23 protein-coding genes and 1 pseudogene are annotated in these 20,949 nt (G+C 40.7%); 13 read left to right on the forward strand and 11 right to left on the reverse strand.

Features of this window, described 5'->3' with window-relative positions:
* The first annotated feature begins 89 nt into the window (after positions 1-89).
* From TOL9009_RS0111340 to TOL9009_RS0111365, 6 genes are all read left to right on the forward strand, one after another.
* On the forward strand, positions 90-632 hold the full coding sequence (locus TOL9009_RS0111340; protein ID WP_038296294.1) for a shikimate kinase: 543 nt from the start codon (positions 90-92) through the stop codon (positions 630-632).
* A 141-nt stretch (positions 633-773) separates the two neighbouring features.
* Positions 774-1,670, forward strand: coding sequence for an acetylglutamate kinase (gene argB, locus TOL9009_RS0111345; protein WP_029632908.1), 897 nt, complete (start codon positions 774-776; stop codon positions 1,668-1,670).
* Positions 1,671-1,768: 98 nt separating this feature from the next.
* The gene (locus TOL9009_RS47185) at positions 1,769-1,918 is read left to right on the forward strand and encodes a hypothetical protein (RefSeq protein WP_186227536.1); all 150 of its coding nucleotides are present in this window, start codon (positions 1,769-1,771) and stop codon (positions 1,916-1,918) included.
* A gap of 14 nt (positions 1,919-1,932) precedes the next feature.
* Positions 1,933-2,454 (forward strand): tetratricopeptide repeat protein, encoded by a 522-nt coding sequence (locus TOL9009_RS0111355; RefSeq protein ID WP_029632909.1) that lies wholly within the window; start codon positions 1,933-1,935, stop codon positions 2,452-2,454.
* A gap of 293 nt (positions 2,455-2,747) precedes the next feature.
* Positions 2,748-3,542 (forward strand): DUF3153 domain-containing protein, encoded by a 795-nt coding sequence (locus TOL9009_RS0111360; RefSeq protein WP_029632910.1) that lies wholly within the window; start codon positions 2,748-2,750, stop codon positions 3,540-3,542.
* Between the two features lie 275 nt (positions 3,543-3,817).
* Entirely contained in the window at positions 3,818-5,455 is a 1,638-nt protein-coding gene (locus TOL9009_RS0111365) for a hypothetical protein (RefSeq protein ID WP_242055603.1), read from the forward strand.
* A gap of 231 nt (positions 5,456-5,686) precedes the next feature.
* On the opposite strand, the gene pdxH is transcribed toward TOL9009_RS0111365, so the two are convergent.
* Positions 5,687-6,331 (reverse strand): pyridoxamine 5'-phosphate oxidase, encoded by a 645-nt coding sequence (gene pdxH, locus TOL9009_RS0111370; protein WP_029632912.1) that lies wholly within the window; start codon positions 6,329-6,331, stop codon positions 5,687-5,689.
* A 118-nt stretch (positions 6,332-6,449) separates the two neighbouring features.
* Between pdxH and TOL9009_RS0111375 the strand changes: the two genes are divergently transcribed.
* On the forward strand, positions 6,450-7,526 hold the full coding sequence (locus TOL9009_RS0111375) for an AI-2E family transporter (protein ID WP_029632913.1): 1,077 nt from the start codon (positions 6,450-6,452) through the stop codon (positions 7,524-7,526).
* Between the two features lie 36 nt (positions 7,527-7,562).
* On the opposite strand, the pseudogene TOL9009_RS38880 reads toward TOL9009_RS0111375, so the two are convergent.
* A pseudogene (locus TOL9009_RS38880) lies at positions 7,563-7,994 on the reverse strand (HD domain-containing protein); the annotation flags it as partial.
* Between TOL9009_RS38880 and TOL9009_RS38885 the strand changes: the two are divergent.
* Positions 7,989-8,234 carry a Uma2 family endonuclease gene (locus TOL9009_RS38885; RefSeq protein WP_398344923.1) on the forward strand — a complete coding sequence of 82 codons (246 nt, stop codon included), beginning with the start codon at positions 7,989-7,991 and terminating at the stop codon, positions 8,232-8,234. The pseudogene TOL9009_RS38880 and the gene TOL9009_RS38885 sit on opposite strands and share 6 nt — an antisense overlap.
* A gap of 425 nt (positions 8,235-8,659) precedes the next feature.
* Positions 8,660-9,346: a hypothetical protein gene (locus TOL9009_RS0111390; protein WP_038296295.1), complete on the forward strand. Its 687-nt coding sequence runs from the start codon at positions 8,660-8,662 to the stop codon at positions 9,344-9,346.
* A gap of 167 nt (positions 9,347-9,513) precedes the next feature.
* Here the strand turns inward: TOL9009_RS0111390 and TOL9009_RS0111395 are convergent, their stop codons facing one another.
* From TOL9009_RS0111395 to TOL9009_RS0111415, 5 genes are all read right to left on the reverse strand, one after another.
* Positions 9,514-9,867: a helix-turn-helix domain-containing transcriptional regulator gene (locus tag TOL9009_RS0111395; RefSeq protein ID WP_029632915.1), complete on the reverse strand. Its 354-nt coding sequence runs from the start codon at positions 9,865-9,867 to the stop codon at positions 9,514-9,516.
* Positions 9,857-10,198 carry a type II toxin-antitoxin system RelE/ParE family toxin gene (locus tag TOL9009_RS0111400; RefSeq protein ID WP_029632916.1) on the reverse strand — a complete coding sequence of 114 codons (342 nt, stop codon included), beginning with the start codon at positions 10,196-10,198 and terminating at the stop codon, positions 9,857-9,859. The genes TOL9009_RS0111395 and TOL9009_RS0111400 overlap by 11 nt, the downstream gene beginning before the upstream one ends.
* Before the next feature lie 99 nt (positions 10,199-10,297).
* Positions 10,298-10,639 carry a helix-turn-helix domain-containing transcriptional regulator gene (locus tag TOL9009_RS0111405; RefSeq protein ID WP_029632917.1) on the reverse strand — a complete coding sequence of 114 codons (342 nt, stop codon included), beginning with the start codon at positions 10,637-10,639 and terminating at the stop codon, positions 10,298-10,300.
* A complete protein-coding gene (locus TOL9009_RS38890; RefSeq protein ID WP_260675880.1) occupies positions 10,572-11,834 on the reverse strand; it encodes a serine/threonine protein kinase in 1,263 nt (420 codons plus the stop codon). The genes TOL9009_RS0111405 and TOL9009_RS38890 overlap by 68 nt, the downstream gene beginning before the upstream one ends.
* 80 nt (positions 11,835-11,914) lie before the next feature.
* Entirely contained in the window at positions 11,915-12,127 is a 213-nt protein-coding gene (locus TOL9009_RS0111415; protein WP_029632918.1) for a helix-turn-helix domain-containing protein, read from the reverse strand.
* A 139-nt stretch (positions 12,128-12,266) separates the two neighbouring features.
* On the opposite strand from TOL9009_RS0111415, the gene TOL9009_RS0111420 reads away from it, so the two are divergent.
* Entirely contained in the window at positions 12,267-12,713 is a 447-nt protein-coding gene (locus TOL9009_RS0111420) for a hypothetical protein (protein WP_029632919.1), read from the forward strand.
* Positions 12,714-13,019: 306 nt separating this feature from the next.
* On the forward strand, positions 13,020-14,810 hold the full coding sequence (gene typA, locus TOL9009_RS0111425) for a translational GTPase TypA (protein ID WP_029632920.1): 1,791 nt from the start codon (positions 13,020-13,022) through the stop codon (positions 14,808-14,810).
* A 139-nt stretch (positions 14,811-14,949) separates the two neighbouring features.
* Here the strand turns inward: typA and TOL9009_RS0111430 are convergent, their stop codons facing one another.
* Complete coding sequence (locus tag TOL9009_RS0111430) at positions 14,950-16,650, reverse strand: AIPR family protein (protein WP_029632921.1); 1,701 nt, start codon at positions 16,648-16,650, stop codon at positions 14,950-14,952.
* Between the two features lie 217 nt (positions 16,651-16,867).
* Here TOL9009_RS0111430 and TOL9009_RS0111435 point away from each other — a divergent pair, with 217 nt between their 5' ends.
* The gene (locus tag TOL9009_RS0111435) at positions 16,868-17,440 is read left to right on the forward strand and encodes a Uma2 family endonuclease (RefSeq protein WP_038296296.1); all 573 of its coding nucleotides are present in this window, start codon (positions 16,868-16,870) and stop codon (positions 17,438-17,440) included.
* A 163-nt stretch (positions 17,441-17,603) separates the two neighbouring features.
* On the opposite strand, the gene TOL9009_RS0111440 is transcribed toward TOL9009_RS0111435, so the two are convergent.
* Entirely contained in the window at positions 17,604-18,047 is a 444-nt protein-coding gene (locus tag TOL9009_RS0111440) for a DUF29 domain-containing protein (RefSeq protein WP_029632923.1), read from the reverse strand.
* Positions 18,048-18,238: 191 nt separating this feature from the next.
* Between TOL9009_RS0111440 and TOL9009_RS0111450 the strand changes: the two genes are divergently transcribed.
* A complete protein-coding gene (locus TOL9009_RS0111450) occupies positions 18,239-19,372 on the forward strand; it encodes a DUF58 domain-containing protein (protein WP_029632924.1) in 1,134 nt (377 codons plus the stop codon).
* A 185-nt stretch (positions 19,373-19,557) separates the two neighbouring features.
* Here the strand turns inward: TOL9009_RS0111450 and TOL9009_RS0111455 are convergent, their stop codons facing one another.
* Complete coding sequence (locus TOL9009_RS0111455; protein WP_029632925.1) at positions 19,558-20,013, reverse strand: cupin domain-containing protein; 456 nt, start codon at positions 20,011-20,013, stop codon at positions 19,558-19,560.
* Between the two features lie 123 nt (positions 20,014-20,136).
* A complete protein-coding gene (locus tag TOL9009_RS0111460; RefSeq protein WP_029632926.1) occupies positions 20,137-20,904 on the reverse strand; it encodes a cysteine hydrolase family protein in 768 nt (255 codons plus the stop codon).
* Positions 20,905-20,949 lie beyond the last annotated feature (45 nt).

Consider the following 20,949-nt stretch of genomic DNA (forward strand, 5'->3'; position numbering starts at 1 on the left):
CGGGGAGGGTTAGGGTGGGGTTCTTTCTATGCGTCTTCATATTAAATTGGTATTAGTAGGTTCGGAGTAGTAGGAAATTGACAGTGAGTATGTTAAAAGGAGTTAACTTGTACTTAATTGGCATGATGGGCGCCGGTAAGACTACTGTAGGGCGTGAACTTGCGAAACAATTACGTTACGGGTTTCTGGATGCGGATAACGTAATTGAAGAAACAACAAAACAAAGTATTAATCAGTTGTTTGCTTTAGAAGGTGAAGCGGGTTTTCGTCAAATAGAAAGCGATGTCTTAGCACAAATTTGCTCTTTTACAAAATTAGTTATCTCTACTGGTGGGGGTGTTATTCTCCAACAAAAAAACTGGAGTTACCTACGTCACGGCTTGATTGTTTGGCTGGATGTGCCAGTAGAATTACTTTGCACCCGTTTAGCTCTTGATACCACAAGACCATTACTGCAAGATGTTGACTTGAAACAAAAACTGCGATCGCTTCTTGAACAACGACAATCACTTTACAATCAAGCCGATCTGCGAATCAGCGTCAGTGACGAAGAAACACCCACGAAAACCGCTACACGAGTACTTGAGGCGATTCCTACTGTTCTCAAACAGGCAACCGATGTAGAGACGTAGCACAGAATAGTCTCTTAGGGATTTGGGTTACAATCCACGAACAATTCTTCCCCCCTTTCCCCCTATAAGTGAAGAGACATTGTTGAAAGTACCAAACTCATTTAAACTATTTAGATCAGTTTTTACTGTCAACAGCGCCCCATGATAGTCAACGATACTGAATATATTAGAGAAGACGCAGCCACTCGCGTGCAAGTACTGAGCGAAGCATTACCTTACATCCAGCAATTTGCGGGACGCACCGTTGTTGTCAAATACGGCGGTGCGGCGATGAAAGATAGCACCCTCAAAGATAAAGTTATCCGCGATGTTGTATTCTTATCCTGCGTGGGCTTACGACCAATTTTAGTCCACGGTGGGGGACCAGAAATTAACAGTTGGCTCGATAAACTAGGAATCGAACCGCAATTTAAAAATGGTCTGCGCGTCACCGATGCCGCCACAATGGATGTAGTGGAAATGGTTTTAGTCGGTCGAGTTAACAAAGAAATTGTCGCTTTGATTAACCAAGCTGGCGGCTTGGCGGTAGGATTATGTGGTAAAGATGGTAACTTAATTAAAGCTCGTCCCCAAGGAGAAGAAGGCATTGGCTTTGTGGGGGAAGTTTGCGGTGTGAATATCAAGATTTTGGATACACTCGCTAGCAATGGTTATATCCCAGTAGTTTCTAGCGTAGCGGCAGACGAAACAGGACAAGCTTACAACATCAACGCCGATACAGTAGCTGGAGAAATAGCCGCAGCACTTGGGGCAGAAAAGTTAATTTTGCTCACAGATACGCGGGGTATTTTAAAAGATTACAAAGATCCGTCAAGCTTGATTCCGAAAGTGGATATTCAAGAAGCCCGCAAGTTGATTGCAACTAATGTAGTTAGTGGTGGGATGATCCCGAAAGTCAATTGTTGCGTGCGATCGCTCGCTCAAGGAGTACGTGCAGCACATATAATTGATGGTCGCATTCCTCACGCCCTACTGCTAGAAATCTTCACCGACGTTGGTATCGGGACAATGTTGATGGGTTCTCAATATACTTCTTAGAAGGGGACAAGGGGACAAGGGGACAAGGAAGCAGGGGAGGCAGGGGAGGCAGGGGAGGCAGGGGAGGCAAATAGTTAGTTATTTTTTCCCGATGCCCAATGCCCCATGCCCAATGCCCAATGCCCCATGCCCCATGCCCCATGCCCAATGCCCAATGCCCAATGCCCCATGCCCAATGCCCAATGCCCCATGCCCAATGCCCCATGCCCCATGCCCAATGCCCCATGCCCCATTACAAATATTACTGATTTGTGTAGAAAACGTGAGTGCAGAAAGTTTAGAAATTGCCAAAAATCTTTACCAGTCTGGGAAAGCTGCTTTTGAAAGTGGGCAATATCGGCAAGCGGTGGAAAATCTCGAAAAAGCGATCGCTCTGGTGAATCGCAATTCTCGCTTAGGGGGAGAGGTACAAATCTGGCTGGTAACAGCTTATGAAGCTGCTGGACGCACAGAGGATGCGATCGCCCTTTGCGAAGAACTTAAACGTCATCCTTTTTCCGAAACCAGCAAACAAGCCCGAAACTTGGTTTACATTCTCAAAGCACCAAGGCTACAAAGACCAAGCGAATGGATGACTCAAATTCCCGATTTGGGCGCACTGTCTGATAATGAAAGTAAAATTCGTCTTGCTGCTAATAGTACAAAATCTTCCCAACCCAAAAAGCCGACTGAGCGAGAATTCGTTGACTTAAGCCAAGTTAATACTAAAGATAATCGCTTTATTTGGGTTGCATTAATTACCATTAGTTTAATCTTGGGTAGCTTGCTTTGGTTGAGTCTATAAAAAAGGATGAAGTGTGATGTCATGTCCGTTTAATTAACAGTAATAAAAACATCCCAACCGTCGTAGAGACGTTCCGCCGGAACGTCTTTACAACCGTCCTAGAGACGTTCCAGACCGAACGTCTTTACAACCGTCCTAGAGACGTTCCGCCGGAACGTCTTTACAAAAGTAATTAATAAACCTGACATGATATGAAGGATGAAAAAAGCCTTCCGGTACAATTTCAAGCTAGACGAAACTTCTCTAATGTCTTAACTTCATCCTTTAGTTGACTTTTGTGGAGATTTATAGTTATGAATTTATCGGTTTTAGGAAAAATCTTTGCACGGCTAAAATTTGTCTGCCTTGTGCTATTGGCATCTGTGCTGCTTTCTGGTTGCGTGCAGTATCAAGTGGGGGTAAACTTTGAAAACTCCAATCGCGGCGAACTGGTGCAACATATTAAGTTAGCACAACGGCTGACTAGTTTTAGCGGTGACTCAGTAGACGAATGGTTAAATAGCATCGAACGCCGCGCCCGCAAAGAAGAAGGCAAAGTACGGCGACTTTCTCAATCAGAAATTATCGTCACAATTCCCTTCAGTAGTGGTGAGGAATTACAAACAAAGTTTAACGAATTTTTCAATCCCAAGATTAATCAAAAAGCTGAAGTTAAAGGCACATCTGATTCAGAATTGCCAAAAATTGAGTCAAACTTACTTTTGTTTCAGAACAATTTTTTACTGTTAGTGCGGAATCGGTTGATTTACGATGTGGATTTGCGATCGCTTTCTCTAATTGCCAGCAATGGTAACGTTTTAGAAGCCGCAGGTTCGATTCTCGATTTAGAATTTAGCTTGAAAACTCCTTGGGGGGCAAGAAACATTCAACAAACCGAAAGCGCGATTTCTCCAGAAAAAAGTCAAAATAAACTGGTATGGAAACCCATCCCCGGTCAACTAAACCACATCGAAATAGTTTTTTGGCTTCCCAGTCCCCTCGGTATTGGTAGTTTGTTCATAATTTTGTTTGTTGTCGGTGGACTTTATCTAAGGTATACTTTTATGCCAGACCCCAGCATTCAATTTTCTGCTTCTTCAGCTAAATAAAGAATGTAGAGACCTCTTGCATAAATCAAAAAAAGAACCCCACCCCGCATTTGCCTACGCAAACGCTCCCCTCCCCCCTAGCGGGGAGGGGCTGGGGTGGGGTGTTAGGGGAATGAGTGCAAGAGTCTAATGTAGAGACGCGACCGATCGCGTCTCTACAAGGGTTGTGGGTAGCGCATATTTAAATTCGGTCGATGTCTATTGACTATTACAGCAGATTGCGTTGTGATTAAATACACGTAGAGACGTTCCACGAAAACGTCTCAGAGCGGGTTTTGGGTTTTACGCATGTACCTAATTTACCTGAAAGCGGACATAATATCACCAAACTGAAAGTTGTGAAAGTACGACTGTTGTTAGTATTCGCCGTCTTATTTGTCTTTAGTTATGGATTGTCAGCATATCGGCGACCATCCATATATAGTCAACAGATTATTGCCAGACCAACACCGATTGCAACACCAACACCGAGTCAATCTAATAAGCCAAAGATATCTGTCACCAAGTGGACAGACGACCTCGAAGTGGTGGAGAAAAACGTCACCAGGATTTTCCAGATTTTCGTGAAAGTGCTGGCGGTTTTACTAAGTATTTTGATCGTCTATCGGCTCATCTTAATGATTTTTCAGCGTTCATCTCAGTTGATTATAGACAATTTCATCAATGCCTCTGATGCTGAAGAAATGAACTGCGTGTTACCAGGTCTTTCGCAATTAGCGCGAGAAAGACTTGTGGGGGAGATGAAAGGCGTGCGTCAACGAGTGAAAGAGCATATCATCAACCAAGGACCGCAAACCTATCACCCTCCTGATAAGTTACCGTTGCCACAAACAACCCCAGACCAACGACTTGGTGACTTGGTAACTTCACTTAGCGAGTTCACACCAGAACAAATGCATCCAGCGGTGAAAATGTTGAAGGTGATATTTCCAACATTAGGCACGAAAGTAACTAGCATTTTGCAAAGCCAAGGTAAAGAATACGATCGCCTGGGAATTACTTTTGAAATTACTAATATTGAAGGTCGTCTTTCTTCTAAGTTATACACAGTTTGGGAGTCAGTTGAAGATTCGGTACCCGAAGAAGCACTGAAAGACCGCTACAGAAAGCTCCTTGGCTCCGCTATTCGCTGGTTGGCGTTGGAACTCAGTCGCCGAGAAATGGTGGCTGCTGTGCCTTGGTATTACTTGGGACGAAAACGCGATCGCTATCAAGCAAAGATTTATAACTTTTTTGGCGCTCTTAATCTAGCCAGCGCTCCGACTAATGGCAAATTGTTTTACTCTTTGGCAATTGAAGATTTACAGCAAGCAATAGTTTTGTATCCTGAGTGGTTTCAACCTTATGAAAATTTAGCTGACACATACAGCAGCTTTGGAGGAGAAACTTTAGACAAAGAAAGTCTCAATTACCAACGTCAAGCACTACTGCAATACGATCGCGCACTGAATGCATGTGAAGATGAATCTGTCAAGCGCAGAATTAGAATTGGTAAAGCGATGGCTGGGTTAATGATAGGTGATGTCAATTTGATTTTGGACGCTAAACACGAAATAGAAAAGCTGACCAAAGGTTGGGATGAGACATCAGAGTTAAATACTCGGTTTTTATATAATCTCGCGGCTTGGTATGCCATCGCTCACCGAATTAATGCCGGGGTAAAATCTGCGCTTTCACTAGCACGCCGTTATTTAGTTTACGCTTTGGTAAGAAATAGCGATCGCACAATATGGGAATGGGCTAGTAAAGATCCAGATTTACAAGGTATTTGTGAAGATTATGCAGAATTGAAATTTATTCTGTTGAATAAATTAAATGAAGTCCCCGAACTTCCCAGTTTAACGGGTAAAAATTTTACCCAGCACACAGAAGAAATTCTCTGGTTATTGAGTAATGGGCAATTAATAAATTGAGCGATGACAAAATTCAAAACTGATGATGCGTTACCCGAAACCCAAGAGACGTTACATGTAACGTCTCTACATTCATTTTCACTTTCGCGTGTCTGATATTAAGACCGTTTAATTGACATTAATAAAAAAATCCGAAATCTTTGTAGAGACGTAGCAATGCTACGTCTCATCATATGTAATCTACCGGACATGTCTAATAGGTGCAATACCACCTTGACTAGACGAAAATAATTAAGGCGACAAACGCTCTATTTTCCAACTTTTATCATCCAAGCAAGTATAAAGCAAGCGATCGTGCAGGCGACTGGGGCGCCCTTGCCAAAACTCAATTTTTGTGGGGATCACTCGCATCCCTCCCCAATGCTGCGGTCGCGGCACATCTTGATTTTCATATTTTACCTGAAGTTCTTGCAAGCGTTGCTCAAGAACTTCTCTATTTTCTATCACCTCGCTTTGATTAGATACCCACGCACCCAAACGGCTATTTAATGGGCGTATGTGAAAATACTCATCTGACTCGTACTCAGAAACCTTCTCAATCCGTCCATAAATACGGACTTGGCGCTCTAGTTCCGCCCACCAAAAAACAAGAGATGCGTGGGGATTTTCGGCTAATTCTTGTCCTTTTTGACTATTATAGTTAGTATAAAAAACAAAACCCCGCTCATCAAAATCTTTCAATAATACTATTCTTGCTGACGGATTGCCCTCTGGTGTAGCAGTGGCAATAGTCATCGCATTTGGTTCAATAAGTTGGGCATCTAGCGCCTGATTAAACCATTTTTTAAACTGTTTAAAAGGATTAAAATCAACTTCCGAGACGCTTAGACCCTCTAAAGTATAGTCTTTGCGAAGATCAGCTATAGTTTTGTCCATGATGATTTGCTTCCTTTTTATGAGCTAGGCTTACACACCTTTGTTAAAAATATCTATCATATTCATCAGCACCAGATAAGCTATTCCTATCTTGCCCAGTAAAGAGTCCCCAGCCAATATGCGCCGTTCAGCCTCCGTTAAAAGTCTGTTATTCTATGGTCTGAGCGGTCCGATTATCGCTCTGAATATTTGGCTGGTATCTCAGTTTTATCGGTTATTTCAGCATCCAATTACCATTTTAATCGTTGCCGCGATTCTTGCTTTTTTACTGAATTATCCAGTTAAGTTTTTTGAACGCGCTCGAATTACGCGCACTCAGGCAGTGATTATAGTTTTGCTGATAGCTTTAACGCTGTTTGTGATTTTGGGTGTCACTTTAGTGCCGATAGTAGTTGATCAAACCCTTCAACTTTTAAATAAGATTCCTGGTTTGTTAAGCGCTAGTCAAGAAAACCTACAACAGTTTGAGATTTTGGCGAGAAAGCGGCGTTTACCATTAGATTTGACGGTTGTGAGCAATCAAATCAATGCCAGTATTCAGAACGTGGTACAACAACTAGCCTCTAGTGCTGTAGGCGTGGCTGGGACGCTGCTATCAGGATTACTGAATATAGTGTTAATAGTCGTACTAGCATTTTACATGCTTTTGTATGGCGATCGCGTTTGGTCTGGTACGGTTAATCTCTTACCCGCTAACATTCGAGTTCCCTTAATTACATCTTTGCGTCTCAATTTTCACAACTTTTTCCTCAGCCAACTTTTGCTAGCGCTGTTCATGATAATTTGTCTCACCCCGATTTTCTTGATTCTCAAAGTGCCGTTTGCTTTGTTATTTGCCATACTTATTGGCATCTCGGAACTAATTCCTTTTATTGGTGCGTCTCTTGGTATCGGTTTGGTGGTAATTTTAGTGTTGCTGCAAAGTTGGTGGTTAGCAATTCAAGTCGCAATAGCAGCAGTTTTGTTGCAACAGATTAAAGATAACTTGATAGCGCCCAAATTACTCGGCGATGTTATCGGACTTAATCCTATTTGGATTTTCGTTTCTATTTTGATGGGATTTGAAATTGCTGGGTTGTTGGGGACACTTGTTGCTGTGCCGATCGCAGGTACTATTAAAGGTACTTTCGATGCGATTAAAAACGGCAAGCCAACTGAATTTGGTTCAATTACTATTCCTCACCCACCAGAGTAATGGGCTATTTCACCCTACACCCTTCTAGGGTGTTGACTATCTGCAACCAGCCAAAACTTCTATTTCTGAAACCACCCGTTCTAATTCTTCAATCATTGGGATCGATCCAGTTTTGTGGAAAGCATCTACAAGGGATCTATAATACCAAAGAGTGCCTTCTTTGCCACCTTTGAAGCGTTCCCAAACTGATTCGCCCAACATGCGATAATCTTTGCGAATTGATTGAGCATTGTAGAGTTTATCGGCTCCGGAAACAAGTAACACCGATGGCGATGCTGTAGGAATATGAGCAATATATGCTTCTTTGCGTTGTCGCCAAGGTAGTTTAGGTATAGTGTCAGAGTCAGTGCAACCATCGACAATTGCTGTTACATTGTCTCCAAAACGACGGCGAATTTCTTCTCTTGTCGCCGCTCCACCTTGGTCTTCTATGGCATCATGTAAAAGGGCTGCGATGCCTTCATCTTCTTAGCACCTGATTTTGTCATTGAAATTCGTTCTAAAAATGACAGCTTGGAAAAACTGAAGGCAAAAATGGCAGAATATATTGCCAATGGTGTGCGTTTGGGATGGTTAATTGACCGTCATAATCAGCAAGCTTTTGTTTATCGAATTGATAACTCAATTACTCAATATCCAGCAACGGCAACTTTAAGTGGTGAAGATGTTGTACCGGGTTTTACATTGCCTTTAAAAAAGTTATTGTAAAAAAGGTAGGACTTACGCACTCGTTACCAGAAAACAAGACTTTGAGATTGCTTCCTTGCGTCGCAATGACGGAAATACGTAGTCCGTGCGTAAGTCCTGAAAGGAAGTCAAGGGGACGTTGTGTAATTAATTCTATCTGACTACTTAGCAAATATGAGGTATGGGGCATTCAAACCTGATTTTTCCATGCTTTTGAGTGCGATGCCTTGGTTGGGCTACGCCTACGCCATGCAATCACGGTAATTATCAAAAGCTTGTAACAACCAAATTCTCTTTACACATATAATAACCCATTTGTCAAGTTCGTATTTTCTAGCATAAACAAAATTTAGATGATTTATTTCACAAATATTTACGCAATTAAAATAAATAAATGTAAGGTCTTCAATTATTCTTGTAGTTGATATTTTTTGAGGTAGTTAATTATGAGTACAGGAACCATAAAACAAAAAATTAAATTTTTTGTAGAGAATTATTTACCCATAAAATTATTATATGCCATTGGACTAAAGCGCCCGGTAGTTCTTAATAATTTGGGAATCGGATTTTTTCAAGAAACATCTACATGGCGTTACGATCCAAAGCGTTGTCCGTGCGATCTATACTTTGTTGAATACATTCAAGAATCAAAAATTAATGGTAAAAATATCTTCCATTTTGGTACAGGAGAACATCATCTTATCGGCTTAGAAAATCAAAAGCTGACTGAACCAAATGAAATTATGGGAATTACAGCTTCAGCTTTAGAACAGCAGTCATATATAAAATTGGTTATTAAAGATAGTTCTCTGAGCAAGTTTTATAAAGTTCTTTTTGGAGATATATACACATTAACGACAAGAAATTTACCAATGTTTGATATTGTGACGCTTTTCCATTTAAGTGAATTCTATATACCTGAAAATGCCCCTTTGGTGCATCAAAATGATGAATCGCTAGTTCAGCTATTTTTAGATAAACTTAATCCCGGAGGACATATTGTTTTCTATACGGGTTCCTTTGCATGGGGTACAGCTAAATCTATTGTCGAATCATTTGTAGAAGCAGGTAAAATTAAAAAATCACACGAGTATAAAACTCTGTTATTTTATTCTAAAACAGAGAATTTTTAATTTGAACTGAGGTTTTGTCGTGGGTGCCCAGACGACTCTCCGGGTGCGAAACACCCGGAGTTGGCATTTATTTTATTTTACAAGTAAGGTGCGATACTCTTGCAGAGTCGCTGCGCTTTAGCATCAACGCTCTTAATTGTTAAAAATCGCTGCAAATCTTATAGATTCTAAACGGTTATTTCCGAATTATTTACAGAATCTGTGTTGCTATCCTCTGCTTTTTGAACAACAGTAACCGTTAGTTTTAATCCCAAAGCATTCAACCAAGTTCCCAAATTATAAATTGCCTCGCTGCCGCGTTGTGATAGCAATTCGTCTAGTTTTTCTAAATGCAGTTTTGCTTGTTCTGGTGTCATATTCTGTTCACCAAGCGCTTCAGCAACATGGCTGAGTGCCATTTTCAACAGTTCCGGTTCTGGATCTTCTTCCTCTAATGTCGCTGTTATGTAAGCAGCTGCTAATTCAGGTTCTTTTCTAAGAGATTCAATTAAGTAGTTATAGTAACTATCACTAGTTGGCATTTTCACTTCTTTCATAATTTGCCCAATATTCCTTAGCCTTCTGAATATCTTGCTCTTGGGTACTTTTATCTCCACCACATAGCAGAAGCACAATTGTAAGTCCTCGGAATCCAAAATAGATGCGATAACCGGAACCATATTTAATTCTTAATTCACAAACTCCTTCACCTACTGAACGATAGTCTCCTAAATTTCCAGCAGTGACTCGGTTCAGCCTAGATATAATTTTAGCTTTAGCATTGGTATCTCGCAGCGAATCAAACCATTCAGCAAAAGGAACTTTACCTTCTTGCGTCACATAACGCTGAATATCTCTTGGTTGTGCTTCCATTATTTTATTTTACAGGCAAGGTGCGATACTCTTGCAGAGTCGCTGCGCGATCGCATCAACGCTCTTAATTGTTAAAAATCGCTGCAAATCTTATAGTTCCTAAACGGTTATTTCCGAGTTATTTACAGAATCTGTGTTGCTATCCTGTACTTTTTGGGCAACAGCAACAGTTAGTTTTAATCCCAAAGCATTTAACCAAGTTCCCAAATTATAAATTGCCTCGCTGCCGGTTTGTGATAGCAATTCGTCTAGTTTTTCTAAATGCACTTTTGCTTGTTCTGGTGTCATACTTTGTTCACCAAGCGCTTCAGCAACATTGCTGAGTGCCATTTTCAACAGTTCCGGTTCTGGATCTTCTTCCTCTAAAATAGCCTCAATATAACCACCAGCATAACTTGGGTCTTTGAGATGCGAAATTAAGTAAGGATATAGCTTCACCACTTGTTACCAGTCTCGCGAAATGTTCGCAATTCCATCCCAAAACGCCATAATCCCAGTCTTCAAAAAGCTGATAAGCAATTAAACATCTATCAAGAACATCTTTCCTAGGTAGTAATTTTATATGTCTTGCTTTCTTAGCCTTGCGTGGAATTGGAAACACCGCAAATCCGTTTGCGCCAAAGTTAAAGCAGTGGGTATCAGATATAGTTATGTGATAGTGTAAGGTTGAATCTTTAGGATGTTCTCTATGATGAATGAGTAATCCCGCATTTGAACTGTTGTAGTCTACATGAGCATAAAATGCATTAATAGCTTTCTCGATTTCTTGAGAACTAACTATGTTGACAGCAGGTAGATTAACATTAGTATTTTGAACGTTTAAAAGTGATAACCACTCCTCTATCGACTGAGGGCGATTTTCTGGCTTTATTTCCATTCCTTTAATAATCGCTTGATTCACCTTTTCACTAATACTAGAATTAATCTCTTTTGGTTCCACCAACGGTGTACCAATAGCCCTAACTGGAGACATTGTTGGTACTTCTCCTGTTAAAATTGCATACAAAGTTGCCGCTAAAGCATAAACATCACTATAAGCACCTCTTTTTGCTCTTTTGTCATATTGCTCAATTGGTGCAAAACCATCCGCTAACATTTGCGTATGCGTCTTTGTCAAATTCTGGGTAAAATCCCGCGCAATGCCAAAGTCAATTAAAACAGCTTGCGAATTACCAGAACGCAACATGATATTTTGTGGTTTGATATCTCTATGCAAGAAGCCGTTATTATGAACTACAATTAGCGCTTCACCAATCTGCTGAATGTAGCGTAATGCTTGTACTTCAGATAAAGCACCTTGATTCTCAACTAGATTTGCTAAATCTTCCCCATCAATATATTCCATCACCATGCACCACAACGCACCCTCTTGGATGACTTCATCAATCCGCACGATATGGGGATGAGTGCATTTTGCTAATTTTATTGCTTCATTCAAAAAATCTTGCTGAAATTTAGCAAAATCTGGACGACGTTGCACAGTATCATTTAAAGTCTTGATCGCAACGTAGTGCTTATTATTATCTGTAGCGCGATAAGTTATACCAAAGCCACCTTCACCTAATTCTTTATCAATTGTGTATTTACCGCTCTGCAACTGATTTCCTGATTCCCAAACCATTACTGACAATGCCAAAATATTGGTGTCAATTATGGCACAAGTCTGAAAAGTAGCTGCGATCGCATCTACGCACCACTACAACTACATTTTTCTTTCTACTCTTCAACTACTTCAAACAAGTCTTCCAACAAAACATTAAACGTCTGAGCCAACTTTTTTAAGGCAGTAAGGTCAACAGTTGCCCTTTCCGGAAGGCGTGCATAAGTTTTAATCGTACTGTATGGCACCCCTGAGCGCTCGGAAAGTTCCTTAATCGTCCAGCCTTCTTTGTCAGCAAATTCTTTAATTCTTAATCTTACTACGCCCATGCTTGACAAAAGGCTAACTCTAGTCTTTAATATTTTTAATGCTTCAAAGCGATCGCCCGGGTTTCGCATTCCAAGTGCGATCGCCTATAAACCGAAAAACCCAATAAGGAGTTTTACTAACCCAATAAGGAGTTCTACTATGATGATAACACCGCAGTCTGAATCAGAGCCAATTAATCCATTAGCAAGATTTGTCACCCCAGAGGCGATCGCCTTACTCTTAAATATCAAAGTCGAGCAAATCAAAGATATTCGCTTGTGGCGGCATGTAATTCTGGTAATAGCCCAAGGAAAGACACGGTTTGTCAGTTACGCCGACTTCCCACCGATTATAGAAGCCGAAGCGCCAAAAACTCAAGATTTTCTCTGTTGGCGCAAGCGATGGAAGAAAAGTGAAACGAAAAAAGCACCCGGTTTTTGGTTTAAATTCTATCAGCAGAAATTCATGCAAGCTGTTTCTGTTGCTCAACTTCACACTTGGGGGCAATTGATACGCTTAATCAAATTTGCTCTTTCTCCAACACATATAGAGTCCTTACGGAGTGATTATCTCCAAGTTAAACAAACACTTGTGCCTGTTTCATAATCAGCTTGGCATTCTAACCGCTTCACAGACAAGATTAACTAATTTTAGAACGTATTTTAAAGTAACAATAAATACACATAACCGCCAGAAAGAAAGCACAAACTTGACTTCAACCCAAAATTAAATTTTAAATTGCTTCATGGCGTTTCGTTGCAAAAAAGCGGCGCAATTGTGACGTTTAAGCTAGAATTGTTAAAGGTTCTTTACAGAATTTGCATAAAATTCCTAATTCTGTTAGTTCAGATCAGTATTTATTACAAGTAAGTCTGAAAAATTTCCTCTATAGTTCACAGAACTCCCTCTTTTATGACGCTCCCAATCCGTAACGTCGCCATCATTGCCCACGTAGATCACGGCAAAACAACCCTCGTTGATGCACTCCTCAAACAATCCGGCATTTTCCGCGAAGGCGAAGACGTTCCGGATTGCGTTATGGACTCTAACGCTCTCGAAAGAGAGCGAGGTATCACTATTCTTTCTAAAAATACAGCGGTACAGTACAAAGGCACGCTGATCAACATTGTTGACACTCCGGGACACGCTGACTTTGGTGGTGAAGTCGAACGCGTACTCGGTATGGTTGACGGGTGTCTTTTGATTGTCGATGCCAACGAAGGTCCTATGCCCCAAACGCGCTTCGTACTCAAAAAAGCTTTGGAAAAAGGTCTTCGTCCCATCGTTGTGATCAACAAAATTGATCGTGGTCAAACTGACCCCCACGTTGCTGTTGATAAAGTATTGGATCTGTTCTTGGAATTAGGGGCAGATGAAGACCAGTGTGATTTTACCTATCTGTTTGCTTCCGGTATGGCAGGTTTCGCCAAGGAAAGTTTGGAAGCAGAATCGGTAGACATGCAACCTTTATTTAATGCGATTCTGCAACATGTTCCACCACCAGTCGGAGATCCTGCCAAGCCTTTACAATTGCAAGTCACAACCCTAGATTATTCAGAATATCTGGGACGGATTGTCATTGGCAGAATTCACAATGGTACCATCCGCCAAGGTCAGCAAGCCGCTTTAATTACAGAAGATGGCACTATTGTCAAGGGTAAAATTACCAAGTTGATGGGCTTTGAAGGGCTGAAGCGGGTAGACATGGAAGAAGCAACCGCAGGTTATATAGTCGCGGTGGCTGGTTTCGCTGATGCTTATATTGGGGAAACGATTACTGACCCGAACGATCCGCAAGCATTGCCACTAATTAAGGTGGATGAACCAACTTTGCAAATGACCTTTTGGGTGAATGATTCGCCTTTTGCTGGTCAAGAAGGAAAATTGGTGACATCTCGACAAATACGCGATCGCCTATTCCGCGAATTAGAAACTAACGTTGCTTTGCGTGTCGAAGAAACAGATTCCCCTGATAAATTCCTAGTTTCCGGTCGTGGTGAACTTCACCTGGGCATCTTAATCGAAACCATGCGTCGTGAAGGTTTTGAATTTCAAGTATCCCAGCCACAAGTAATTTACCGCGAAGTCAACGGTCATCCTTGCGAACCTTACGAACTCCTAGTACTGGACATTCCCGTAGATGCAGTTGGTAGCTGTATCGAACGATTAGGACAACGCAAAGGCGAAATGCAAGATATGCAACCTGGTGGAAATGACCGGAGTCAGTTAGAATTTGTCATTCCTGCCCGTGGTTTGATTGGTTTCCGGGGTGAATTCATGCGGATGACTCGTGGTGAAGGCATCATGAACCACAGTTTCCTAGACTACCGTCAACTCAGTGGCGATATTGAGGCACGCAACAAAGGCGTTTTAATCTCCTTTGAAGAAGGCGTTTCTACCTTCTACGCCATGAAGAATGCCGAAGATAGAGGAGCATTTTTTATCACTCCCGGTACCAAAGTTTACAGAGGCATGATTGTCGGAGAAAACAATCGTCCCCAAGACTTGGAATTAAACATCTGTAAAACAAAGCAACTTACCAACCACCGCGCTGCCGGCGGTGACGAATTAGTGCAGTTGCAAGCACCAGTTGACATGAGTCTTGAACGTGCTTTAGAGTACATCGGACCCGATGAATTAGTGGAAGTTACACCCCAATCGATTCGTCTGCGGAAGATGTCGAAGAAGTTGGCGAAACGCTAAGTTTAGTTACTTGATTGATTTAGAAAGCCCGCATCAGCGGGCTTTTTGTTTTACTATCTATGGAATATGACGATCAAGTAGCTGTAAGCCTTTGATTGAGGTGCGATTACTAGAGTCAAGCCCTGCTAAGTTATGTTTTTTAGCTGTTCTGATTCACTAATTTATTCCATAACTTAGAAAATGAATCAACACGGTCACGCGCAATGAGTTTTTTATGAGAAGTAATTACTTTGTTTGCTAGAAGACTACGTAGAAGATTTGGAGCTTTGAAAGTTCCTTTAAAGTCAAAGTTTTCCGCACCTGCTTCCTTAAATTCTGCATTGAGATCGATAACTATATCTCCCATAATGATGTGGATACATTTAAGAAGATTTGCCTTCTCGCTAGGATTTTTGTAAAAATTTTCAGGCTTTTTGCAAAAAGCTTTTCCAACTTCATCTTCTGATAAAACCTCTGAAAGAAGGTAAAGAAGAAAAAACTTAGTTATTTGATAACCACCAAATAGTGGAGGTTCAATTTTTACCAATTCTTGTTCTATTTCTTTATATAAATCAAATAAAACTACAATTCTTCCTCCAGTTACTTCTGGTCGAGCAAAAATCTCATGGTGTAAATCATCAAAAATCTTACTATATCTTTGAACATCTGAAGGTCGCTTCAAGTCAAATGCAAGTAGGATCTGCCCAGCAAGTGTATTTTCTATAGCTATACGTTGACCAGGCGTATCTCCGCGCTTAATTTCATAGAAATAGTCTGGATATTTTTGATCAATTTCTTGTTGAAGTCTGACTTGGGTTTGTGTGTTTGACCGAAAATCTCGCGCTTGGATACCATTTTGATTATTGCTGTTATGAGTAATTCTAGATATAAGACTTGACTGTGTAGAATTTACTTGAATAATTCGAGTCAATATTCTTAGATCCTTGGATACTTTACCTCTATTTTCATAAAGGCTAGATACTGTTTGACAACCATTAACTACTGAGTATCCCTGTATCTTTACTTTATCTTCCTCTGACGTATCAAGGCTGTCGCAAATAATAGTTATTCCATTATGGTAAAGTAGAAAGTTAATATGTTCTGAAGGTTCAGAGATGCTTTTAGTAATATCTTTGTTAACCTTTGTCTTTCCTAAACCTTTCCTCAAGTTCAAATCGAAAAGTTGCTGATTTTCAATGCCTTCCATCTGTACCAAATCCACTGCCGACACTGGAGCAATTACTACTTTTGCAGTATTGGCAACATTATACTCAGTATAGTCAAAGCCAAAAACATCAAAGGCAATCTCGGATGTTGCTGGAATTGCTTTCTCGCTTTGCACATACATCTGAGAAATTAAAGACTTATCCCATACCTCCAACTTAAGTGTTTGTGAGGTCGCTTGAAGAAAACTTTCAGCATTTGAATCCTTGTTTGCATTAGTCACAAAAATGCCATGAATTGTATATCTTGAAGAGATAAAAATATCTCTGTACTCTATGAGCAAATTTTTAAGTTGAGTATTTCCAGTTGTTGAAATCATCGAATCTATGCCTTCAGCCGTTTCTAGCTGCTTCAAGCTTCCTACAAATTCCTTAAGCTGCGTGTCTCCCAAAGTTTTATTAGAATTTTGAACGGTTTTGGATTGAAAAATATCTATACATTCTTCATTCTCATTAATATAAATTCCATCAATACCCTTATCTCCACGTCCGTCACAAACTATATTCTGAACTTCAATACTGTCTAATCTGTAGATATTCACTAAAAACCAACTTAAGAACGCACTAGCTTCTTCACGTCCTAGAATCTTATAAGGCTGGATAATTTGGACAAGATTGGTGTAATCAAGATTAAGCATAGATTCGGGTAGAAAGGCTAAATTCTCTTATGATATACGACGTAAGCTTGAAGGGCAGTTGAGTAGTGATCAGTAGAAAGCGATCGCTCAAGACTAGTTAAGGCTTCAGCCTATACTAAAAAGGGAAGACCAGAACAATCTTGATCTCAAAATACCAGTCGTTTCAACAGATGACCCAATGAAAGCTTGTAACTGAATGTAAATTAAAAACCTAATTATGAAAAATTTTGGGTTGACGCAAGGAAAAATTACAACTCTAGAGGAGTTCTTAAAACTTCCATATATTGAGGAGTCACCAGCTTGGGAATATATTAACGCAGAGGCAATTCAGAAACCTATGGGAGGAGGTAAACACAGCTTATTGCAAAAACGTCTAGTTGCAGTAATTGATGCGTTGGGCAGTCACTACGAAGCTTTTCCGGAATTGCGCTGTACCTGCGGTAATCGTTCAGTAGTTCCTGATGTGGTTGTTATTTCCACCAATCAACTACCGCTGGATGAAAGCGGTGAAATTATCAGCAGTGGTATTGATTTTGCACCCGACTGGGTAATAGAAATTCTTTCCCCAGCTCAAAGTCAAACTAAAGTAACTGGCAATATTTTACACTGTTTGAGAAATGGCACTCAGCTAGGATGGTTGATTGACCCAAGTGAGCGCTCTATTTTAGTTTATCAGCCTAATTGTTTACCAGATTTGTTAGCAGGAAAAGATATATTACCAGTGTTAGAAGATTTGAATTTGACACTCTCTGTCGATGAAATTTTTGCTTGGTTACAGCGGAAAAATTGACATTATTCGTTATTCCTTTAGTACTGAAAGGGCAATTATCATGACTATTCGTGATATTGCGATCGCCAGCAGCATAGATTTACAGTGCGTAGGCGTAGCCCGTCGTAGACATCGCCTCCCAATGCTGCTTTGATTTCATAAAAATCAGATCAGACTGATATCTTTAAGGTAAATAATTATTATCTAATAATTGTGCAAGAGTGTAAGGGCATTTTTCTAGAAAAATAGTTAAATCGGTTTTAATTTTCACAAAATCAACCGCACTTTGATAAATATTCTCTAAATCATCCTGTAACTTGTTTATTAAATTCGTCGTTAAATGATTATTTAAGTCATATCTAAAGGTTTTAATTTCTCCAATCCAATGACGATAGTTTCTTTCATATTCCACCTGCCAATATTGGAGTAATAATATATGAATAATAATTTGCCTTAAAAGACTTTTTGCTTTAGCTAAATCTCTTTTCCCCAAACTGATTAATTCCTCAATTAAATTTTCTAAATCAAGTTGGTTAAACTGTTTTTGTTTTAATAATTCAATAGTTTCTTCTAACCATAAATTGTCATCGCTTTCATATAGTTGTTTTAAGTTGGTAGTAATTGTCATATTTTTACCTTCTACCTACATTCCATAATTTAATCATATACAATTAGAAATTTATAGATACAATCCACCAAAATGCGCGATCGCTCTTTCCAACAGGTATTTTCAAAAGTAGATCGCCTTTATCACCCTTTTTGATACCCCATGCTTGAAATACTGTGAATTTCAGGTGGTGTTGGGTTAAAAAGGAAACTATGAAAATCATTAAACCCTTCATCAACTGGCTAGAAATCCGCGCTTGTGCCCCTACACACAGCGGTTGGGTACTAGCAGGAATTGCAATTTGTTTTTTTGGGGCTGGTGTAAATACGATGGCTGGTTGGTTATATGTTATTAGCGGGGTCAGTTTTGCCCTGTTAATTGTTGCGGCTTTTTTACCACAGCGATCGCTTGTCGGTTTAGTTGTCAAACGTCGTTTTATCAACCCAGTTTCCGCAGGCGATGAACTCACGGTAGAATTAGAAATCCGCAATAACACAAAACAACCTATTAACTTGCTGCAAGTCGAGGATATCTTGCCGATTGTTTTGGGCAAACCAGTACAGCAGCCAATCGAAACGATTCAAAGCCAAAATAGTTATAAATGGGTATGCAATCACCCAACTGTGCGCCGGGGTGTTTATCGGTGGCAGACAGTCGAACTAGCCACAGGTGCGCCTTTAGGATTGTTTTGGTGTCGGCGTCAGCATGAATGTGCCGCAAAAGCGATCGTTTACCCGACTGTGTTACCCCTGACCAATTGCCCTTTGATAGACGAAATTGGGCAAGATGATAGCATAACAAGCGATCCTCGTGGGAAACCTTTTCAAACAGCCACAGCCGGATTAACGCGATCGCTTCGTCCCTACCGCACAGGCGACCCCATTCGTCTCATCCACTGGCGCAGCAGCGCCCGCTACGGCGATTTACGGGTACGGGAATTAGAAAAAGTTACAAACGGACAAGATATTATTATTGCCTTAGATAGTGCTGCAACCTGGGAAGAAGACAACTTTGAGAAAGCAGTGATTGCCGCAGCATCGCTGTATTTTTACGCACAAAGGCAACAGATGCAAGTGCAACTGTGGACAGCAGCCACAGATTTAGTTAAAGGTGAAACGATGGTTTTGGAAACTTTAGCGGCAACTCATCCAGGGGAAGATAATATCACAAAAGTTCCTAGTAGCTCGCCTTTAATTTGGCTGACTCCAAATCCAGCGATCGCCGGACTTCCTAACGGCAGTCGTTGGGTGTTGTGGCAGAATACATCAACCGTAAATTGGGATTACCCAGGAATTATTATCCAAAGCGATCGCCCACTGCAACCCCAGTTGCAAACAGGGTACTAGTACCGCAAGGCGGAAGTCAAAAGTCAAAAGTCAAAAGTCAAAAGTAATATGGAGTAAACTTTTTAGCGATTGAGAATGGTTGGTTTATTTCCGCCATGCTCTACTAGGGACACTTGGACACAGACGTAGCATTGCTACGTCTCCAGATGCGAGGGTTCTAATTTAAATCCAATTTTTTTGTCTTTTCAATAAGGCATCAAAGAATCTAATCTTCCAAGTACTGTCATATCTTCTTCATCTAATTCTACTGGTATACCACTTCTAATTAATTCGGAAAAATCTTCATTAGGAACCATAATTGTCAGCGTATACAAGCGACTTGAACCTGTATTTTGAATTAAATGCGTGCCTGTGGGTGGAACTAACAAACTATCTCCGGCTTTAATTTTTACAGACTTTCCATCACAAACAGCAAGACCCTCACCTTTGAGGACAAAAAATATTTCTAATGCCCATTGATGGCGATTGGGCGGTGTTTTCCCATTAATATCAAAAATTTCTACACAACAAGTTATGGAAGCGTTAGCATTTGCCGAATCAAAGATGATTGCTAACCGATTTGTGTCATTGGGACTAATGCGATAGGTTTGGAAATCTTTAGGAGACTTGACAACAGGAATTACACAACGAGTAGCGTACATTTAATTTACTTCCTCATAAGTTGTCGATGGTTGTTAATGGGCATTGGGCATTGGGCATTGGGCATTGTTAATAATTCTTTTCCTTTTCCCTTTCCCCCTTCCCCCTTCCCCCTCTTAAAATATCTACTTCAACACTTTTAAAATCGCTTGAGAGTCAGTTACAAAGCCGAAGCATTCTTTGACGTTGTATAGGGTTGCCAACCAACAATACTCAGGAGAAGTTGTCGCAGTGCAGTCTTTGACTAGCACGCAGTCATATCCTAAGAAGTTGGCATCGCATAGCGTGGTCATTACACATTGGTCAGCGTTGACACCAGCAAAAAACAGTGTCGTCCTTCCCAGGTTCCGCAAAATACTATCTAAAGGGGTATCCCAAAAGCCACTCATGCGGTATTTATCTACGGTAATATCTTCGGGTAGTTGTTCGAGTTCATCGACCACCGCAGCTGCCCAACTACCTGCCATTAATACTTTAGCACCGTTAGTAGGTAGGGGATCGCCTAATCCCACGCCTTCGCCTGTGGGGTTGTAAACGTGAAGCGTAGCAGCGCTAATATTGAGTAAGTCGGGACGATTAGCCCAATTTACCCAAATTACGGGAACTCCAGCAGAACGAAGTTCTGGAAGTAAGTTTTTCAAAGGTTCGATGGGCTGACGTGCTGGATTGACATCCACGCCAATATGTGATAACCAACCATCAGGGTGGCAAAAGTCGTTTTGCATATCAATGATGACGATGGCGGTTTTTGCCAAGTCAAGGCGCAGTTGTTTAGTTTCTGTTGCTAAGATAACTCTTTGTGGGGTTACGGGAGGACGAGTGATATCTGCGATCGCATCATTCACCATCCAAGCATTTGGTGCAACTCCCAGTGTCCGAAAAGGCAAATTCATAAATTCCTTCACTCGATATTGTATCTTGAATTTATTTTGAAGGTG

Origin of the sequence: [Scytonema hofmanni] UTEX 2349, from assembly GCF_000582685.1 — a bacterium.
GTDB lineage: Bacteria > Cyanobacteriota > Cyanobacteriia > Cyanobacteriales > Nostocaceae > Hassallia > Hassallia hofmanni.

Excerpts from the sequence above, each read along its gene's own strand:
- TOL9009_RS0111440 (WP_029632923.1), bottom strand. The coding sequence starts at position 18,047 with ATGACAATTACTACCAACTTAAAACAACTATATGAAAGCGATGACAAT.
- TOL9009_RS0111430 (WP_029632921.1), bottom strand. The coding sequence starts at position 16,650 with ATGCTTAATCTTGATTACACCAATCTTGTCCAAATTATCCAGCCTTAT.
- typA (WP_029632920.1), top strand. The coding sequence starts at position 13,020 with ATGACGCTCCCAATCCGTAACGTCGCCATCATTGCCCACGTAGATCAC.
- TOL9009_RS0111395 (WP_029632915.1), bottom strand. The coding sequence starts at position 9,867 with ATGCCAACTAGTGATAGTTACTATAACTACTTAATTGAATCTCTTAGA.
- TOL9009_RS0111420 (WP_029632919.1), top strand. The coding sequence starts at position 12,267 with ATGATGATAACACCGCAGTCTGAATCAGAGCCAATTAATCCATTAGCA.
- TOL9009_RS0111340 (WP_038296294.1), top strand. The coding sequence starts at position 90 with ATGTTAAAAGGAGTTAACTTGTACTTAATTGGCATGATGGGCGCCGGT.
- TOL9009_RS0111390 (WP_038296295.1), top strand. The coding sequence starts at position 8,660 with ATGAGTACAGGAACCATAAAACAAAAAATTAAATTTTTTGTAGAGAAT.
- TOL9009_RS0111460 (WP_029632926.1), bottom strand. The coding sequence starts at position 20,904 with ATGAATTTGCCTTTTCGGACACTGGGAGTTGCACCAAATGCTTGGATG.
- TOL9009_RS0111360 (WP_029632910.1), top strand. The coding sequence starts at position 2,748 with ATGAATTTATCGGTTTTAGGAAAAATCTTTGCACGGCTAAAATTTGTC.
- TOL9009_RS0111450 (WP_029632924.1), top strand. The coding sequence starts at position 18,239 with ATGAAAATCATTAAACCCTTCATCAACTGGCTAGAAATCCGCGCTTGT.
- TOL9009_RS47185 (WP_186227536.1), top strand. The coding sequence starts at position 1,769 with ATGCCCCATGCCCAATGCCCAATGCCCCATGCCCCATGCCCCATGCCC.
- TOL9009_RS0111435 (WP_038296296.1), top strand. The coding sequence starts at position 16,868 with ATGAAAAATTTTGGGTTGACGCAAGGAAAAATTACAACTCTAGAGGAG.
- argB (WP_029632908.1), top strand. The coding sequence starts at position 774 with ATGATAGTCAACGATACTGAATATATTAGAGAAGACGCAGCCACTCGC.
- TOL9009_RS0111455 (WP_029632925.1), bottom strand. The coding sequence starts at position 20,013 with ATGTACGCTACTCGTTGTGTAATTCCTGTTGTCAAGTCTCCTAAAGAT.
- TOL9009_RS0111415 (WP_029632918.1), bottom strand. The coding sequence starts at position 12,127 with ATGGGCGTAGTAAGATTAAGAATTAAAGAATTTGCTGACAAAGAAGGC.
- TOL9009_RS0111400 (WP_029632916.1), bottom strand. The coding sequence starts at position 10,198 with ATGGAAGCACAACCAAGAGATATTCAGCGTTATGTGACGCAAGAAGGT.
- TOL9009_RS0111375 (WP_029632913.1), top strand. The coding sequence starts at position 6,450 with ATGCGCCGTTCAGCCTCCGTTAAAAGTCTGTTATTCTATGGTCTGAGC.
- pdxH (WP_029632912.1), bottom strand. The coding sequence starts at position 6,331 with ATGGACAAAACTATAGCTGATCTTCGCAAAGACTATACTTTAGAGGGT.